The sequence below is a fragment of the Variovorax sp. dw_954 genome (assembly GCF_018449755.1).
Taxonomy (GTDB): domain Bacteria; phylum Pseudomonadota; class Gammaproteobacteria; order Burkholderiales; family Burkholderiaceae_C; genus Variovorax.
Map to the genome: position 1 here is coordinate 126,220 of NZ_JAAVVD010000005.1, position 15,473 is coordinate 141,692.

Genomic DNA, 15,473 nt, shown 5'->3' on the forward strand with positions numbered 1-15,473 from the left:
GCGCATGGCCGGTGCGGGCGCGGTGGCGCTGGGGCTGTGCATGGGCGGGGCCGCGATGGCCCAGGGCACGGCCTATGTGTCGAGCGAGAAGGACCAGGCGCTCACCATGATCGACCTGGCCACGCTCACGGTGAAAGGCACCATCCCCACCTGCAAGCGCGGCCGCCACATCCAGATGACGCCGGAGCACATGATCATGGTCGCCTGCACCGACTCCAACGCCGCCGACGTGATCGACCCCGCCACCGGCAAGTCGGTGCGCCGCATACCGCTCGGCGATGAGCCCGAAGCCTTCGACATCTCGCCGGACGGCAAGACCATCTACGTCTCCAACGAGGACGAGGGCGCCACCAGCTTCGTCGATGCGGCCACCGGCAAGGTGGTCAAGTCGGTCAAGGTCGGCAAGGAGCCCGAGGGCGTCAAGGTCAGCGCGGACGGCAAGACGCTGTACGTCACGTCCGAGGTGGCGAGCCTGGTCCACGTCATCGACGTCGCCACCGCCAAGGTGGTGAAGAACGTCAAGGTCGGCAAGCGGCCGCGCCGCCTGGCCTTCACGCCCGACGGCAAGGAACTGTGGGTGACCAACGAACTCGATGCCAGCGTCAGCGTCATCGACACGGCCAGCCAGTCTGTGATCGCCACTGTCAACTTCGAGGTCAAGGGCGCGCGCGCCGAGGACATCACGCCGGTCGGCATCCAGATCTCGCAAGACGGCAAGCGCGCCTTCGTGGCGCTGGGCCGGGCCAACCACGTGGCCTTCGTCGACGTGGCGCAGCGCAAGGTCACGAATCTCGTGCTGGTCGGCAAGCGGGCATGGAACCTCACGCTCGACAAGGCCGAGGCGCGGCTCTATGTGGTGAACGGCCTGAGCGACGACGTGACGGTGGTCGACGTGGCCGGTGCCAAGCCGCTCAAGAGCATCCCGGTCGGGCGCGTTCCCTACGGCCTGGTGGTGGTGGAATGAAGGGGCGAGCCTGCCGCGTGGGTTTGGCGCTGCTGGTGGCGGCGCTGGGCGCGAGCGTGGCGGGTGCGGCCGGCGCGGTCACGCCGCTGAAGGCCACCTTGATCGTTCCGGCCGATGACCCCCGGCTGGAGCGCTCGCTTGTCGAGCGTCATTTCCTGGGCCATACCGACGGCCCCGCGAACGACGGCTTGCAGGTCGCGCTGGAGGAAAGCGAATTCGAACTCCAGGCGGTCGATGCCGGCGTGGCGCTGACGAGCCAGCCGGCCGACTCGCTGGCGGCCGCCCGAACGGCCGCCCAGGCCGCGGAGAAGGCCGGCGCGGCAGTCCTGCTCACCGACCTGCCGACCGACTGGACGCTGGCCGTCGCGGACGCGGTGAAGGTGCCGGTCATCAACATCGGCGACCCGGCCGACAGCCTGCGCGAGCAGGATTGCCGGGCGCGCCTGTTCCACATCCTGCCGAGCGAACGCATGCGCGCCGATGCCTTGGCGCAAACCCTTGTGTCACGCAAATGGAACAAGCTGTTGCTGCTGGTGGGGCAGAGTGCGCAGGACCAGTTGCGCGCCGCCACGGTCCAGGCGTCGATCAAGCGCTACGGCCTGCAGGTGGTGGCGACCAAGCCCTTCAAGCTGTCCGCCGACCCGCGCGAGCGCGACCTGGCCAACCCGCTGCTGCTGACGGCCGGCAGCACCTACGACGCGGTCTGGGTGGTCGACAGCGACGGCGAATTCGCGCGCACCCTGCCGTACCGCATCGTGCTGCCGCGGCCGGTGGTGGGTGACGCGGGGCTGGTGGCAGTGGCCTGGCACGCGCAATTCGAGCGCTACGGCGCGCCGCAGGTGTCGCGCCGCTTCGCCAAGGCTGTCGGCCGGCCGATGACTGCCAGCGACTGGGCGGCGTGGATGGCCGGGAAGGCGCTGGTGGCGGCGGCCATCGCGGCGCCCAAGGGGCCGGTGGCCAACTGGGCGCAGGCGCTCGCCAAGACGCCGATCGACGGCTCCAAGGGCACCAGCCTGAGCTTTCGCCCCTGGGACGGGCAACTGCGCCAGACCGTCCTGCTGACCGACGGCCAGGGCGTGATCTCGCAGGCGCCGATCGACGGCCTGCTGCACCCCAGCAACGTGCTGGACACGCTGGGCGCGGATGCGCCGGAGAAGAAATGCAAGGTGACGCGATGACCCCCGCCAGCACGACGGTGGAAGCCGCAGACGACACGGCGCCGCGCCGCGGCATTGCGCACGCGCTGCAGGCCATGCGCGCCATCGTCATGCGCGAACTCATCAAGTTCTCGCAGCAGACCGGCCGCCTTGTGTCCGCGCTGGTCCGCCCGCTGCTGTGGCTGGCGGTCTTCGCAGCGGGCTTTCGCAACGTCTTCGGCGTGGCCATCGTCGAGCCCTACGACACCTACATCCCGTATGACGTCTACATCGCGCCAGGCCTGGTCGGCATGGTGCTGCTGTTCAACGGCATGCAGTCCTCGCTTGCAATGGTCTACGACCGTGAGATGGGCCTGATGCGGCTGCTGCTCACCGCGCCCCTGCCGCGCGCCTGGCTGCTGTTCTGCAAGCTGTGCGCGACGGCCTTGCTGTCGGTGTTGCAGGCGCTGGCTTTCATCGTCGTCGCGATGCTGGTCGGCACCGACCTTCCGCTTTTCTCGCTGGCCGGCCTGCATGCGCTGCTGGCGCTCGTGTGCGGCGCGCTGATGCTGGGCGCGCTCGGCCTGTTGCTGTCGGTCTACATCAAGCAGCTCGAGAACTTTGCCGGCACGATGAACTTCGTGATCTTCCCGATGTACTTCATGTCGACTGCGCTCTACCCGCTGTGGAAGCTGCAGGAGTCGGGCGCCGAATGGGTCTACCAGCTGGCGCGCTTCAACCCGTTCACGCATGCCGTCGAATGGATCCGCTTCGCGCTCTACGGCAAGGACCCCGGTGCCGCCCCGTGGGTGGTGCTGGGCTGCCTGTTCGTCTTCTTCTTCGTGGCCTGCTGGGGATACGACCCGCAGCGCGGCTTCGGCGGGCTGACCAAGCGTGGAGGCCCGCCGTGAACGCCGGGCGCCGACGGCTGCTGGTGAGTGCGGCGGCGGGTGCGCTGACGGCCCTGCCGTTCGTGAACGCCGCCGGGGCAGCGCGGTCCGAGCCTTTCCCCATCCGCCCGGTGATGCTGTGGGTGCCCTGGGCCGCGGGCGCCGCCACCGATCTTTCGCTGCGCCTGCTGGCTGAACTCGCGGGGCCCGCCCTTGGCCAGCCGGTCGTGGTCAGCAACCGCCCTGGCGCCGGCGGCACGATGGCCATGGGCTTGCTGACCCAGTCCGAACCCAACGGATACACCATCGCGCAGATACCGCAGCCCGTGTTCCGCGCGCCCTTCACGCACAAGGTGCAGTGGGATCCGGTGCGCGACATCACGCCCATCATCCAGATCTCCGGCGTCACCTTCGGCGTGCTGGTCGCCAGCGATAGCCGGTTCCGGTCGCTCGACGACCTGTTCGCCTTCGCACGCGACCGGCCGGGCGAGCTGAGCATCGCCACCAACGGCGTCGGCACCACGCCGCACCTCGTGCTGGAAACGCTGTTCACCGAGCGCGGGCTGCGCTACATCCATGTCCCGTACAAAGGCACCTCCGAGCTGACGCTGGCCGTCGAGTCTGGCCAGGTGCTGGTGGGCGTCAATTCCAGCGGCTTCGGCCCCGAAGTGGATGCGGGCCGCATGCGGCTGCTGGCGACGTTCTCGGCCCGGCGCTCCAAACGCTGGCCGGAGGTGCCCACGCTGCAGGAGCTGGGCTTCGACATCGTGGCCATGTCGCCGTACGGGCTGGCCGGCCCGCGCGGGGTGCCGCCCAGCGTCGTGGCCGTGCTGCACGACGCCTTCAAGAAGGCGATGTTCGATCCGCGCTTCATCGAGGACCTGGCCAAGTACGACCAGGAACTCGCCTATCTCGGGCCGGCGGACTATGCGAGGGCTTGCCGTGCGGAGTTCGCCAAGGAGCGCGCGGCGGCCGAGCGCCTCGGCGGTGTGCGCGGCGCGGTCAACTGAGCGCGCCCAGGTGCCAGGCTTCGTCACAACGGGAGAAGGACGAATGGATCGAAACGATGCGGTGATGAGCGATTGGCGGCAGCGGGCGCTGGCGCTCGAGTCCGAAGTGGCGAAGGCGGTGATCGGGCAGGCGAGGGCGATTCGCCTCATCAACACCGCCGTGTTCGCGCGCGGCCATGTGCTGCTGCAAGGCGATGTCGGCGTCGGCAAGACCACGCTGCTGCGCGCCTTCGCGCAGGTGCTGGGCGGCGACTTCGGGCGCACCGAGGGCACCATCGACCTGATGCCCAACGACCTCATCTACTACACCTACATCAGCGCCGAGGGCAAGCCGGCGGTCGAGCCCGGCCCGCTGATCCGGCACGGCGAGAACCTCGCGATCTTTTTCTTCAACGAGATCAACCGCGCACGGCCGCAGGTGCATTCGCTGCTGCTGCGGGTGATGGCCGAGCGCAGCGTGTCGGCATTCAACCGCGAGTTCCGTTTTCCACACCTGCTGGTGTTCGCCGACCGCAACCGCGTCGAGCGCGAGGAGACCTTCGAGATATCTGCGGCGGCGCGCGACCGCTTCATGATGGAAGTGACCATCGACGCACCCGCCGACGATGCCGAGCGCCGTCAACTGATGTTCGACCCGCGCTTCCACGACACCGACCGGCTGGTCGGCGCACTGGCCAGCGCGCTGGTCGCGTATGAGGAACTCAACCAGGTCTCGGAGCTGATCCAGCGCGGCGTGCAGGCGTCGGACGCACTGCAGGCCTATGCGCTGAACCTCTGGCGCGCGACCTCGGTGCCGGCCGACTACGGCGTTCGCCTGTCCGACGTGGACACCGCGCAACTGATGCTGGCCGGCGCCAGTCCGCGCGGCATGAGCCTCCTGATGCGCGCCGCGCGCGTGGCGGCTTGGCTGGACGGGCGCGACTATGTGGCGCCGGAGGATGTGCAGGCCGTCTTCGTCGAGACCATCGCCCATCGCCTGTGCTACCAGCCGGTGTACGAGATGCGCCGGCAGGAGATCTCGGGCCGGCTCATGAGCGGCATCATGGCCAGCGTGGCCGCGCCCTGAAAGGCGGATGCGGTGACGCAGCAGGCGCCCAACGCGCGCGAGGTGCACTACCGCTTCGCCACGCCGGCCATGGGTCATTTCCCAGGCCATCACCGCAGCACGCGGGGCGAGAGCGGCTTCGAGTTCCGGGGCCATGCCTCGCTGCTCGACGCGCCCGACCCGCGCCGACTCGACCTGCATGCGAGCCTGCGCGACCCCTTCGGCAACTGGGTGGTGCGGGTCTACAGCCAGCGCAAGTCGATCCCGGTGGTGGTGGTGGCGGACCTGTCGGCGTCGATGGGGTTCGCCGGCACGCGCCGCAAGCTCGACGTGCTGGCGGATTTCGTCGACAGCCTGGCGTGGTCGGCCTGGCGCACGGGGGACAGCTTCGGCTTCGTGGGTTGCGACGCGGCGGTGCGTGACGACGTGCTGCTGCCGCCGACGCGCATGCGCGGCGTGGGCGCGACGCTGGCGCAGGCGCTGCGTGGGCTGGCGCTGGAGGGCGAGTCGGCGCGCGGACTGCTGTCGGCATCGCGCTACCTGGGGCGGCAGCGGGCGCTGGTGTTCCTGGTGTCCGATTTCCACTTGCCGCTGCCGGAAGTCGAGGCGCTGATCGCCTCGATGGCGCATCACGAGGTGGTACCCGTCGTGCTGTGGGACCCGATCGAATTCAGCCTGACGGCGCAGCGCGGCCTTGCGAATGTGATGGATCCGGAGAGCGGGCGGCGCCGGCTGGTGTGGTGGCGGCCTGCATTGCGCGACAGATGGCGCGCGGCGCAGGAGCAGCGGCGCGAGGCGCTGCTGCATCTGTTCCGGGCCGACCGGCTCAAGCCGCTGTTCATCGAGGGCGCCTTCGATGCCGATGCGGTGACGCGGCACTTCATGCAATGACGCTCACCTCCAGGCTCCGCTCGCTTCGCGCGCGCACCCTCGTTGCAGGGGGCGCTCGCAGCGGCACGGATATGCCGGTTCAGTTGGCGGTGTCCAGCGGCGTGTCGCGGTCGGAGTTCCTGAACGGGCGGCGCAAGGGCTGGGCACTGGCGTGGGCCGCATCGATGGTCTGCTCGACGGTGCTTGCCGCGCCGCAGCTCGAAGCGAGCACCTCCGACCCCCGCGCCTTCGGCTACCAGGTCGGCGACATGGTTTCGCGCACGGTCACGGTCGACCAGCCGGACGGCCTGACGCTGGACGAGACCAGCGTGCCGCGTCCGGGCGCGCGCGGCAATGCGCTGGAACTGCGCAGCATCGAACGGCACGGCAGCGGGCTCTCCGGCGGGCGGCGCCTGGAGTTCAGGCTGGCCTACCAGGTGTTCCTGTCGCCGCCGGAGCCGCGGACGCTGGAGATGCCGAGCTTCACCTTGCGCTTCAAGGGCGAGCCGCGCGCGCAGGAGCTTCGCATCGAGTCCTGGCCGGTGACCGTGTCGCCGCTGGTGCCGGTCGATGTGGCGTCACGGCGCGGCCTGGGGGAGTTGCAGCCCGACGCCGCGCCGCTGCTGCTCGACACCCGCCCCGGGCGCTATCGCCTCATTGCCTATGGCTGCGCCGCGTTGGCGCTGCTGGCCTGGCTGGCCCACGTGTACATCGGCCTGCCGTGGTGGGGCCGCGCGCACCGGCCGTTCACGATGGCGTGGCGCACGCTGCGGGGGCTCACGCCCGCGAGCCCGGATGCCCAGTGGCGCGAGGGCTACCAGCGCCTTCACGCAGCCTTGAACCAATCGATGGGCGAGGTGGTTTTCGAGCAGGGTGTCGACCGCTTCGTGCTGGCGCGTCCGCGCTTCGCGCCGCTGCGCGCGGACCTGGCCGCCTTCTTCGAGCGGTCGCGTGTCGAGTTTTTCGGCGCGGGAGGAGACGCGGCGGCGGACCGCGCCTGGCTCATCGACTTCTGCCGCCGCTGCCGCGATGCCGAGCGAGGTTCCGCATGAGGCGCAGCGCCGGCCCGCGGACGGATGCCGGTGCCGTGCGCCGGACGGAGCGTCCATGGTGAGCTTCGACCATCCCTGGCTGCAGTGGCTGCTGCCGCTGGCCGCGCTGCCCTTGCTGGCGCGCACCGGCGGCGCGCTCGCCAACACCTGGGCCGCGCAAATGCCGCATGACCGCGCCTCCGACCTGCTCGGCTGGGCGCTGCGCGGCATCGGCGCGCTGGCGTTGGCCGCATCGCTGCTCGGCATGGCGGGGCCGCATCTGCCGGAGTACGAGGTGGAGCGCGTCGGCAAGGGCGCGGAAATCGTGCTGGTGCTCGACCGCAGCCGCAGCATGGACCAGGGCTTCGGCGGGGTGCCGGCGGGCGCGGTGAAGGGCACCGGCCCGGAGGCGATCGACTACTACATGCGGCAGAGGAACAACCTCGTGCCCAAGGGCAAGGTCGCGCGCCAGTTGCTGGCGGAGTTCGCGGCCAAGCGGCCGGACGACCGCTTCGGCATGATCGTCTTCAGCACCTTGCCGATCCGCGTGCTGGACTTCACGTCCAAGGACGAGGCCATCCAGGCCGCCATCTCGGCAGGCGACATCGGGCGCGGCCTGTCGGAGACGAACATCGGCCTGGCGATGCAGTCGGCGCTGTCGTACTTCGAGGACGAGCCCTACACCGGCTCGCGCATCGTGATGCTGGTCTCCGACGGCGGCGACCGGCTCGACCCCGACGCCAAGGAGCGCATCACCTACATGGCGCGCAAGCTGCGCGTAGCGGTCTACTGGATCTACCTGCGTTCGAGCAACAGCCCGGGCCTGGTGCTGGAGAGGGGCGAGACGCCGTCGAACATCGACGCCGTGCCGGAGTACGCGCTGCACCGCTTCTTCGAGCAACTGGGCACGCCGTACCGCGCGTACGAGGCGCACGATCCGGCGGCGCTGAAGGCTGCCATCGAGGCGGTGAACCGGCTCGAGAACCTGCCGATCACCTACCTCGACACCGTGCCGCAGCGCGAACTGCGCATGCCGGTCCTGGGCCTGGCCCTGGGCTGCGTGCTGCTGTTGCTGGCGGCCAACCTCTCGGAGTTGCGGCGATGGTCGTGAAGCTGCGGCGGCGCACGCGCATGGTGTGGGGCCTGCTGGCCGTGCTGGCGGCGGCGGCGATGGTCGACGGCGCGCTCGTCTGGCGCCAGCACCGCTGGAACGACGTCATTGCCTCGGGCGCGCTGCCCGCCGACACCAAGGATGCGCCGCCGCAGGTGCGCTTCGCGCAGGCCCATGCGCAGGACGAGTCGGGCGAGCAGGAAGCCGCGCTGCATCTCTACCGCAGCCTGGAAGACGACACGCCACTGGGCCAGGCCGCCCGCTACAACAGCGCCAACCTGCTGGTGCGGCAGGCGATCGCGATGCAAGGCGGCGCCGAGCCCGGCAAGGCCATTCCGCTCATCGAACTGGCCAAGGAGATATACCGCGACGTGCTGCGCGTGGAACCCGGTCGCTGGGATGCGCGCTACAACCTCGAACGCGCCCAGCGCCTGCTGCCCGACCCCGACGAACTCGACCTCGCGCCACCCGACACCCAGCGCAACGCCGAACGCGCGGCCACGACGATGCGCGGCTTCTCCCCGGGCCTGCCATGACGGCCCACCCTGCGTGGTGGCATCAGGCCGATCGCGGGCTGCTGGCGCTGGCGGCGGCGGTGTTGGCCGCCAGCCTGTTCGATCCGGCGGTGATGACGCAGCGTCCGCTGGTCGATCATGTCGTCGTCATCGACGTGACCCAGAGCATGAACGTGCTCGACGAGCGGATCGACGGCGAGCCGGCGTCGCGGCTGGACTTCGCCAAGCAGGCGCTGCGCCAGTCGCTGCTGCAACTGCCGTGCGGCTCCAAGGTCGGCTGGGCGGTGTTCACCGAATACCGTGCCTTGCTGCTGCTGTCGCCCATCGAGGTCTGTGCCAACCTGAAGGAACTGCGCTCCACGCTGGCGCGCATCGACACGCGCATGGCCTGGTCGGGCAACAGCGAGATCGCCAAGGGGCTGCACAGCGCCATCGGCATTGCCAAGCTGCTGCCAGACAAGCCATCGCTCGTGTTCATCACCGACGGCCAGGAGGCGCCTCCGCTGAACCCGCACTACCGCCCGGCCTTCGACGACAAGCCGGGCGACGTGACGGGCCTGGTCGTCGGCGTGGGCGACCTGCGCCCGTCGCCGATTCCCAAGACCGACCCCGAGGGCCGGCCGCTCGGCTTCTGGCGCGCCGACGAGGTGGCGCAGACCGACCTGCGCAGCCAGGGCCGCAATGCCAGCGTGCGTTCGGAGACGATGGTCGACGACACGGTGGGAACCAGCGCGCCCACGCTCGGCGCCACGCCGGGCACTGAACACCTGTCGGCGTTGCGCGAGACCTACCTGCGCTTGCTGGCGGGGGAGCAGGGGCTCGAATTCGTTCGGCTGCAATCGCCCGAGCGACTGGCGCAAGCCCTGACCTCGCCTGCGCTGGCCCGGCCGGAGCCGGCCCGTTCCAGCCTGGCCGGCATGCTGGGGGCGGTGGCGTTCGGGCTGCTGCTGCTGCGCTATGCGGTGCCGTTGCTGTTTCGGCGGCGGGCTTCGCGGGCTGGCCTGAAAACCAGGGTCTCGTAGAAGTAGAACTCGGCGTCCAGCGCCCACGCGATGTTCATGCCCTGCCTGAAACCGTGCTGCTCGCCTGCGAACAGCAGGTACTGCGTGGTGATGCCTTTCTGGCGCAGCGCCCTGACCATCGACTCGGTCTGGCCCGGTGGAACGATCTTGTCCTCCGCGCCCTGGAAGAACGCGACCGGCGCAGCGAGCCTGTCGGCATTGCGGACCGGGGAGCGCTCGGCGTAGACCGTGCTTCCCTCCGCGTACGGCGCGACCAGCCAGTCGAGGTAGCGCGACTCGAACTTGTGCGTGTCCCGCGCCAGCGCCGCCAGGTCGCTGACGCCGTAGTGGCTGCCGCCAGCCTTGAAGGTTTCCCGCACCGTCGCATCGGCACTGGTCAGGCAGGCCAATGCGGTGAAGCCGCCGGCGCTGGTCCCGGTGATCATGATCCGCTCGCCGTCGACCCAGGCCTGGTCGACGAGATGACGTGCCGCGGCAGCGCAGTCCTCGACATCGACGATGCCCCACATGCCGTGCAGGCGCTCGCGGTAGGCGCGGCCGTAGCCAGCGCTGCCGCCGTAGTCGACGTCCACCACCGCGACGCCGCGGCTGGTCCAGAACTGCGTGCGCAGGTCGAGCAGGGCGGATGCGGAGGAGGTCGGGCCGCCATGGCAGCGGACCAGCAGCGGCGGGCGTTCCCCGTCCGGCGCGCGATGGTCCGCGTTGGTGGGTGGATAGAACTGGGCGAAGGCCGTGGGTCCGCGCGGCGTCGGGAACTCGATCGACCGAGGGGCGGACAAGTGCCGGCGGATGGCGGGGTCGTCGGCCAGCGTGCCGGACTGGCGGAGCACGGTGGCGGTGCCGGTGCGGGGATCCAGTTCGACGATCGCGGTCGCAAGCGTCGGCGCACCGGCCTTGAAGACCACTTTCCCGCCGTGCGCGCGAAGCGCGGAATAGTCGGCATAGGGCAGGTCGAAGCGGGTCAGAGCGCCGCTGAGGAGGTCCAGCAGCGCGAGCTTGCCGACGCCACCTTCGATGTAGCTGCAGACCGCCTCGCTCGCCGACAGGAGTGCATAGGTCGACATGCCCAGCGCCCATTGCGGCCGGCCGAACTCCGCCGCCATCGGGCACACGTTGACGACATGCCCGCCGGCCTCGGCCCGGTGCAGGTTCCACCACCCCGGACGATCCGAGACGAAGTACAGCACGCCATCAGGCGACCACTCCGGCTGGAACACCGACTCGCCCGGGCCGCCGGCGATCAAGGTCGGGTTGCGCAGCGTGGCGCCGTCGAATTCCGCGACCCAGAGTTCGGTGCCCTCCCACGGCATGCGTGGGTGGTCCCACGCAAGCCAGGCGAGGCGGCGGCCGTCGGGACTCAAGCGTGGCGCGGCGAAGAAGTCATGCCCCTGCACCAGCACCGCGCCGGCGCTTTCCGAATCGAGATCCAGCGCCACGATGGTGTTGATCGCTTCGCCGGCGGCCTCGCGGTGATCCTCGCGCACGCCGATCCAGAGGCGGCGCTGCGTGTCGACAAGGCCACAGGCGTACCGGAGCGCGGCGCGGGGCGCGCCCAGCTCGGCACCCGGCGTCAGCGGCACGGGCCTGCCGCCCTTGTCGAGGCGGTACAGCCGCTGGTCCGCGAAGTCGCTGAAGCAGGCGGTTCCGTCCACCACCAGCGCCGCTGCGCCGCCGTATTCATGCACCCGCGTGCGCACGGAATGAGCCAGCGGCGTCACATCCACATTCGACCCATCCTGCGCGCGGCGGACCAGCACATGCCGCCCTGCCTCCTGCGGTCGGGCCTCGACCCAGCAGACCTCGCCGCCGTCCAGCAGCACATCGGCGAGGGTGATGGTCTCGCTGGCCACCAGCGCGGACGTGATGGGGGACGACCAGCTTCCGTAGGGCGCATCGGTCGGGTTGGGCATGGACATTGCAGTTGCGTTGGCGAACGATCGCCGCAGAGGAGGGAGGCGCGAATGATGCTACGAATGGACGCCTGCCGCGCGGATGCGGGATGCCAGCGGCGGGCTGCACAGCGCTGGCCGCACTCGGGTCAGCCCCGGGGGCGACGCGTGCCTGGCGACGTTACATTGCGGAACAGAGTGCAGCACGGCGCTTCAATTGGAGACATGGCGGATGAGAACTGACTGGCGATTGCCGCGAGTACGTGCCTGGGCCCCGGAGCGATACGAATTCGCAGCCGTGCTGCTTGCCACCCTGCTGACCTTCGTGTTGTCGAGCGCGCTGGAACTGCGCGAGCGCATGACCGAATGGCTTGCGCGTGGCGAGGCATGGCAGGTTGACGAAATCCCGTTCACGCTGATGGCGTTGTCGCTGGGCCTGGCCTGGTATGCGCGACGCAGGCGCCTCGAGGCATCGCGCCTGCTGGCAAAGAACCGCGAACTCACGCAGAAGCTGATCGCCCTGCAGGACAGCGAGCGGCTGGCGCTGGCGCGTGAACTGCATGACGAATTCGCCCAGCATTGCACCGCCATCCGCATCGAGGCCACCTACATCCAACGCTCGAATTCCTTCGAGCACATCGGGGAAGCCGCGCGGCGCGCCGCCGCCTCTGCCCAATCGCTCCAGGAGGGCGTGCGGCGACTGGTGCGGCGCTTGCGACCGGCCGAACTCGACCAGCTTGGCCTGGTCGCCGCGATGGAGTCGCTGTGCGAAGCCTGGACGACGCGCAGCGGCGTGCCCTGCCTGTTCCGTTCCCGGGGCAATCTGTGTCAGCACAGCGAGGCCGTCGACACCACCATCTATCGCGTGACGCAGGAAGCCTTGGCCAACGTCGTGCGGCATGCGAATGCCACACGCGTGCACATCGAACTGGCGGCGACGTCGGAGCACCTGCGCCTGTGCGTGGAAGACGACGGCCGCGGTTTCAGCGTCGCGGCGCCGGAGTGCGGCTTCGGCCTGCTCGGCGCGAGCGAGCGTGCGGCGGCGCTGGGCGGCAGGCTGGAAGCCCACAGCACGCCGGGCGAAGGCACGCGCATCCACATGGAATTGCCGCTTCTTCCGGAACTTCGCGCGGAGGCGGCGTGATCCGGCTCTTGCTGGTGGACGACCATCCGGTGGTGCGGGCCGGGTACACCCACCTGCTCGAACAGGACGGCGACATGAAAGTCGTGGCGCAGGCGGCCAGCGTCGATGAAGCCTGTGCGCAATACGCCATCCATGAGCCGGAGATCACCGTCACCGACCTGGCGATGCCCGGAAGCAGCGGGCTCGAGTTGATCCGCCGCCTGCGCGAACGCGATCCACGCGCGCGCACGCTGGTCTTCAGCATGCACGACACCAATCTGCTCGTCCAACGCGCCCTCGAACTCGGCGCGCTCGGTTTCGTCTCGAAGAGCAGCCCGCCCGAGTGCCTGATCGAAGCGGTCCACAGCGTGCGCGACGGGCGCCGCTACCTGAGCCCGGCGCTTGCCGAACGCTTGCGCAAAGGCGCGGGCGAGTCGCAGGCCTTCGATTCGCTGACGCAGCGCGAATTCGAACTGTTCCGGCTGCTGTCGCGCGGCGAGTCGGTGGCCACTTGCGCGAACACCTTGCACCTGAGCCCGAAGACGGTGTCCAACCTGCAGAGCCTGCTGAAGGAGAAGCTCGGTGTCCACACCACCGCGGCGATGGCGCACCTGGCGCTGCGGCACGGCTTGATCCCCGCCGAGCACGCCTGAAATTGAGCCCACCCCCGAATGCGCCTGCGGCGCTCCCCCTCAAAGGGGACGCACCCAGCGGCCCGGCAAAGCCGGTTCCGCGGGTGCCCACGAACAGACATTGATCTGCTCCTGCCTCCTCCCTCATGTGGGGGAGGAAAACCGACCCGTACTTTTTAGGTGTGCGCCGCGGCACAGGGAAAAAAACGTTCGATGCCTACGATTTGAACTGTTCGAAGCAGTCGATCGTGCCCCTGGCAGGCCATCGACACGCATCGGACCTTGCAACCCGTTCGATCGCAGGAGTCCATGATGACGAAGCTTTTCACTGTTTCCAGCCGTTCTTTCTGGCGCGTGCCCGCTGCCGCAGTGGCCGCCCTCGCACTGGCCGGTGGCGCCTCCGTGGCGCTGGGCCAATCCATCTCCATGCCGACGCAGGCCCCTGGCCAAGGCGCGGCGGTGACCCTGTTGCTGCGCGGCCCGACCGGCGACCCCGCGACTCTCGCCTTCTCCACAGACGCGGGTTGGCGCCTCAACCGTGGCTGGGACGGCGGTGTCCAGGCCGCGCAAGGCGGCGGCAAGGCCCAGCCCATGAAGACCGCATTCAAGTCCGTCGCGCTGTCGGCCGACGACCAACCCGCGGTAGCGCGGCCGTTGACGGTGTTCATCGACGGTCCGACCGGCTACACCTTCATGTACACCTTCGACCAGGGTTGGAAGTTCGTCGGGCAAATCGCCAACGGCAGCCGATAGCTGTCGCGATCCGCGCGCCAAAGATGGCATTGCACCGGGAGTCAGCGATGTGGTGCTCAGCGCGCGCGGCGGGGACCTTGCAGGTCGGCCGGATCGCCCGTTATGCGGCGCCGCTCTTCCTTGCGCTGTCCGGCGAACTCGGCACGCCAGACATCACCGGCCCTTCGCAGCAGCAGCTTCGCATCGGGATCGACGATCCAGCCGTCGCGAGCGCGTGGCAGGCCTTGCGCACCCTCGATTGCGCACGTTGCCACGGCAAGAGCTACGAGGGCTTGGCCGCACCATCCATCGTCGACTACGCGCGCACGCAGGGCCATGCGTCCTTCGTCCGCGCGGTGCTCGATGGCGATGCGCCGCGGGGCATGCCTGCCTACCGCGGCAACCCAATCGTCGACGCGAACATCGAAGGTATCTATCGCTACTTTGCCGAACGGGTCGATGGGTCGATCAGCCCCGAGGCCCGGCCTGCGGGGCGGGCCGCGGTAAACCAGGATTGATGCGACTTCGCGATCAAACGCATGACTGCGTTGGATCGCCTTGCCGTGCTACAGCACTGTCTGCGGCGCTCCGCCTTGTTCTGCGATTGATTGCAAAGTCGCATGAGGGAAGCACCTGCGGCTTCAGCGAACGATCTTGTCGCGATTCACCGCGCGGTCGAGGCCCTTGGCCTGGTCGAATCCCTTCACGTCGCGAAAGATCGTCCCGTCCAGGTCGGCTTCGGTGAAGTCGGCGCCGGTCACGTCCGCGCCCGTGAGGTCTGCACCCGCCAGCCGGACGAGATAGAAACTGACACCGCGCAGATTGCTGTCCCGCAGGTTGCTGAAGTTCATCAGCGAGCGGTTGAAGTCCGCGCCCGCGAGCGTGGACCCCGCCAGGTTGGCGCCCGACATGTCGGTACGCATCTGGCCCATCCCCTGGTTCTTGATGTTGACGCCGACCATCGCGTTGCTGAAATTGGCGCCCGACAGATCGGCCCCCGGCAGGTCCGCGATCATCTTTGCGCCGGTCATGTTGGCGCCCTTGAAGATCGGCATCTTCTTGACCTCGCCCCCCAGGATCACGACCGACAACAGGCTGGCCCTGGTCAGGTTGGCGCCGGTGAAGTCGGTGCCCATCAACCATGCGCCGTTGAGGTTGGCCCCTTCCATGTTCGTGCCGCGGAAGTCGGACAGCACCAGCTTGCTGCCGAAGAAGCTGACGCCGCGCAGGTGGGCATTGCGGAAATCGAGCTTGCTCAGGTCGAGGTCCGACAGGTCCTTGCCGGCCAGGTCGGCCGGCTTGTCGGGCGTGGCACTCTTCAGCAACGCGGTGAGCCGATCAAGGGAAAGCTCGGCTGACGCGGCGCCCATGGCGCTGAAGGCGGACAGCAGCGCGGTCATGGTCGAGATCACGAAACGCTGGGCACGGTTCATTCGTCTACTCCTCTTGCTGTCGCGGCTATCCGCAAGGTTGCTCGCCCGGCGACCCTGTCTCGCCATAGGA

At 69.1% G+C, this 15,473-nt stretch carries 16 protein-coding genes; 14 read left to right on the forward strand and 2 right to left on the reverse strand.

The genetic code is table 11. The annotated features are described in order from the left end of the window. Positions 1-4: 4 nt before the first annotated feature. The 10 genes from HB681_RS10625 to HB681_RS10670 all read left to right on the forward strand — a co-directional run bounded on the left by HB681_RS10625 (position 5) and on the right by HB681_RS10670 (position 9,594). Complete coding sequence (locus tag HB681_RS10625; RefSeq protein ID WP_213954955.1) at positions 5-964, forward strand: PQQ-dependent catabolism-associated beta-propeller protein; 960 nt, start codon at positions 5-7, stop codon at positions 962-964. Next, positions 961-2,142, forward strand: a complete 1,182-nt coding sequence (locus HB681_RS10630; RefSeq protein WP_213954772.1) for an ABC transporter substrate-binding protein — start codon at positions 961-963, stop codon at positions 2,140-2,142. Before HB681_RS10625 ends, HB681_RS10630 begins: the two co-directional genes overlap by 4 nt. 74 nt (positions 2,143-2,216) lie before the next feature. Continuing rightward, entirely contained in the window at positions 2,217-3,011 is a 795-nt protein-coding gene (locus tag HB681_RS10635) for an ABC transporter permease (RefSeq protein ID WP_256354049.1), read from the forward strand. Further along, the gene (locus HB681_RS10640) at positions 3,008-4,000 is read left to right on the forward strand and encodes a tripartite tricarboxylate transporter substrate-binding protein (protein ID WP_213954774.1); all 993 of its coding nucleotides are present in this window, start codon (positions 3,008-3,010) and stop codon (positions 3,998-4,000) included. The genes HB681_RS10635 and HB681_RS10640 overlap by 4 nt, the downstream gene beginning before the upstream one ends. A 43-nt stretch (positions 4,001-4,043) precedes the next feature. Further along, complete coding sequence (locus HB681_RS10645) at positions 4,044-5,066, forward strand: MoxR family ATPase (RefSeq protein ID WP_213954775.1); 1,023 nt, start codon at positions 4,044-4,046, stop codon at positions 5,064-5,066. 12 nt (positions 5,067-5,078) lie between these two features. After that, positions 5,079-5,936, forward strand: coding sequence for a DUF58 domain-containing protein (locus tag HB681_RS10650; protein WP_213954776.1), 858 nt, complete (start codon positions 5,079-5,081; stop codon positions 5,934-5,936). A gap of 71 nt (positions 5,937-6,007) precedes the next feature. Continuing rightward, positions 6,008-6,967 (forward strand): hypothetical protein, encoded by a 960-nt coding sequence (locus tag HB681_RS10655; protein ID WP_213954777.1) that lies wholly within the window; start codon positions 6,008-6,010, stop codon positions 6,965-6,967. Between the two features lie 55 nt (positions 6,968-7,022). Continuing rightward, a complete protein-coding gene (locus HB681_RS10660) occupies positions 7,023-8,057 on the forward strand; it encodes a vWA domain-containing protein (protein ID WP_213954778.1) in 1,035 nt (344 codons plus the stop codon). Continuing rightward, positions 8,048-8,593, forward strand: coding sequence for an MxaK protein (locus tag HB681_RS10665; protein WP_213954779.1), 546 nt, complete (start codon positions 8,048-8,050; stop codon positions 8,591-8,593). The genes HB681_RS10660 and HB681_RS10665 overlap by 10 nt, the downstream gene beginning before the upstream one ends. Beyond that, entirely contained in the window at positions 8,590-9,594 is a 1,005-nt protein-coding gene (locus HB681_RS10670; protein WP_213954780.1) for a vWA domain-containing protein, read from the forward strand. Before HB681_RS10665 ends, HB681_RS10670 begins: the two co-directional genes overlap by 4 nt. On the opposite strand, the gene HB681_RS10675 is transcribed toward HB681_RS10670, so the two are convergent. Continuing rightward, on the reverse strand, positions 9,528-11,504 hold the full coding sequence (locus HB681_RS10675; RefSeq protein ID WP_213954781.1) for a prolyl oligopeptidase family serine peptidase: 1,977 nt from the start codon (positions 11,502-11,504) through the stop codon (positions 9,528-9,530). The two genes, HB681_RS10670 and HB681_RS10675, sit on opposite strands and share 67 nt — an antisense overlap. A 277-nt stretch (positions 11,505-11,781) precedes the next feature. Here HB681_RS10675 and HB681_RS10680 point away from each other — a divergent pair, with 277 nt between their 5' ends. The 4 genes from HB681_RS10680 (at position 11,782) to HB681_RS10695 (ending at position 14,488) form a co-directional block, all read left to right on the forward strand. Continuing rightward, positions 11,782-12,627: an ATP-binding protein gene (locus HB681_RS10680; RefSeq protein ID WP_213954782.1), complete on the forward strand. Its 846-nt coding sequence runs from the start codon at positions 11,782-11,784 to the stop codon at positions 12,625-12,627. Next, positions 12,624-13,259 carry a response regulator transcription factor gene (locus HB681_RS10685; protein ID WP_213954783.1) on the forward strand — a complete coding sequence of 212 codons (636 nt, stop codon included), beginning with the start codon at positions 12,624-12,626 and terminating at the stop codon, positions 13,257-13,259. The genes HB681_RS10680 and HB681_RS10685 overlap by 4 nt, the downstream gene beginning before the upstream one ends. Positions 13,260-13,550: 291 nt before the next feature. Further along, positions 13,551-13,991, forward strand: a complete 441-nt coding sequence (locus tag HB681_RS10690; protein WP_213954784.1) for a hypothetical protein — start codon at positions 13,551-13,553, stop codon at positions 13,989-13,991. 77 nt (positions 13,992-14,068) lie between these two features. After that, positions 14,069-14,488, forward strand: coding sequence for a cytochrome c (locus HB681_RS10695; RefSeq protein ID WP_256734907.1), 420 nt, complete (start codon positions 14,069-14,071; stop codon positions 14,486-14,488). Positions 14,489-14,611: 123 nt separating this feature from the next. On the opposite strand, the gene HB681_RS10700 is transcribed toward HB681_RS10695, so the two are convergent. After that, on the reverse strand, positions 14,612-15,403 hold the full coding sequence (locus HB681_RS10700) for a pentapeptide repeat-containing protein (protein WP_213954786.1): 792 nt from the start codon (positions 15,401-15,403) through the stop codon (positions 14,612-14,614). Between the last annotated feature and the right edge of the window lie 70 nt (positions 15,404-15,473).

Excerpts from the sequence above, each read along its gene's own strand:
- HB681_RS10625 (WP_213954955.1), top strand. The coding sequence starts at position 5 with ATGGCCGGTGCGGGCGCGGTGGCGCTGGGGCTGTGCATGGGCGGGGCC.
- HB681_RS10630 (WP_213954772.1), top strand. The coding sequence starts at position 961 with ATGAAGGGGCGAGCCTGCCGCGTGGGTTTGGCGCTGCTGGTGGCGGCG.
- HB681_RS10635 (WP_256354049.1), top strand. The coding sequence starts at position 2,217 with ATGCGCGCCATCGTCATGCGCGAACTCATCAAGTTCTCGCAGCAGACC.
- HB681_RS10645 (WP_213954775.1), top strand. The coding sequence starts at position 4,044 with ATGGATCGAAACGATGCGGTGATGAGCGATTGGCGGCAGCGGGCGCTG.
- HB681_RS10655 (WP_213954777.1), top strand. The coding sequence starts at position 6,008 with ATGCCGGTTCAGTTGGCGGTGTCCAGCGGCGTGTCGCGGTCGGAGTTC.
- HB681_RS10660 (WP_213954778.1), top strand. The coding sequence starts at position 7,023 with ATGGTGAGCTTCGACCATCCCTGGCTGCAGTGGCTGCTGCCGCTGGCC.
- HB681_RS10665 (WP_213954779.1), top strand. The coding sequence starts at position 8,048 with ATGGTCGTGAAGCTGCGGCGGCGCACGCGCATGGTGTGGGGCCTGCTG.
- HB681_RS10670 (WP_213954780.1), top strand. The coding sequence starts at position 8,590 with ATGACGGCCCACCCTGCGTGGTGGCATCAGGCCGATCGCGGGCTGCTG.
- HB681_RS10675 (WP_213954781.1), bottom strand. The coding sequence starts at position 11,504 with ATGCCCAACCCGACCGATGCGCCCTACGGAAGCTGGTCGTCCCCCATC.
- HB681_RS10690 (WP_213954784.1), top strand. The coding sequence starts at position 13,551 with ATGACGAAGCTTTTCACTGTTTCCAGCCGTTCTTTCTGGCGCGTGCCC.
- HB681_RS10700 (WP_213954786.1), bottom strand. The coding sequence starts at position 15,403 with ATGAACCGTGCCCAGCGTTTCGTGATCTCGACCATGACCGCGCTGCTG.